Below are 1,161 nucleotides of genomic sequence, written 5' to 3'. Positions count from 1 at the left end.
TTGCTGCTATTTGGTGGCATTTTGTTGTCCGGAAAAGGGCATTGGCATCATTTGCAGGAACATTTACCCGGTGTACCAACGGGATGGGCTTTGGGGGAGCTTACAGGGTGGCCTGGCAGGCGCCTTCTGGGCTTATGATGGTTGGAACAATATCACTTTTGTGGCCGGCGAAATTCAACAACCCCAACGCAATATTCCCAAAAGTCTGTTATTGGGTCTGTTTTTTTGTATGGTGGTATATGCATTGGTAAACCTGGCCTATCTCTATGTTTTGCCCATCCATCGCTTGGCATTGTCTGCTTTTGTGGCTTCAGATGCTGCTACGGTGGTATGGGGCACATTGGGGGGTAGTATAATTGCGCTGATGGTCATCTTCTCTATCATCAGCACCACCAATGCCAATGTATTGGCAACGGCAAGGGTTACCTATGCTATGGGTACCGAAAACCGATGGTTTGCCTGGGCGGGCAAAATGCAGCCAAAGTACCATACCCCCGGCAATGCATTGATTACCAATGCCGTATGGACAGTGATGCTGATATTGAGTGGCTCTTTCGATATGCTGACAGATATGCTCATTTTTGTGAGTTGGTTTTTTTATGGCATGAGTGCACTGGGGGTATTTATTCTGCGCAGTAAAATGAAAAACACCGCCCGACCCTACCGGGTATTTGGATATCCTTTTGTACCCCTCTTGTTTGTTGCATTTGTAACTTTTTTTCTGGGTTCCACTTTGTATACTGATATTATGCAATACCGTGCCGGCACCATGCCCATCATCAACTCCCTGTTAGGTATTCTGATAACAGCAGTAGGTATTCCTGTTTATTATTTTTCAAAAAAGAAAGGGCATCAGGTGTAGTGGGTTAAGCAACGGGGTGAAGCTGTAGGGCGTAACAGTAACCTCAGTGTACTGCCGGTATTAAATGGTCTCCATAGTATCTCCCCATCGCAGTGCTCGGGTGCTGTTCAGAGAAGCAGTCCCACTGAGTTGTTCCAATATTGAAATTTTGTGTGGAACAATTCGGCTCACCCACCGGGCGGAACAATGAAGCTGCAGCAACCATCTGCTAAACCTGTTAAAAACTTCTACACCCATCTGCGGGGAATGCTACCGAGGGTTGTGTTGCAATCCCAACAAAATATGCCAACACCCAATAC

Annotated in this window: 1 protein-coding gene; it reads left to right on the top strand. The window is 46.6% G+C overall.

Translation table 11 applies throughout. The features are described 5' to 3' along the window. A partial coding sequence (locus tag A0F92_RS06865) for an APC family permease (protein ID WP_167516882.1) occupies positions 1–862 on the top strand: 862 nt, incomplete at its 5' end. Between the last annotated feature and the right edge of the window lie 299 nt (positions 863–1,161).

This window comes from Hydrotalea flava (assembly GCF_001623405.1).
GTDB lineage: Bacteria > Bacteroidota > Bacteroidia > Chitinophagales > Chitinophagaceae > Hydrotalea > Hydrotalea flava.
The sequence above is the reverse complement of the archived record's forward strand: the minus strand, read 5'-3'. Positions and strand labels throughout refer to the sequence as shown.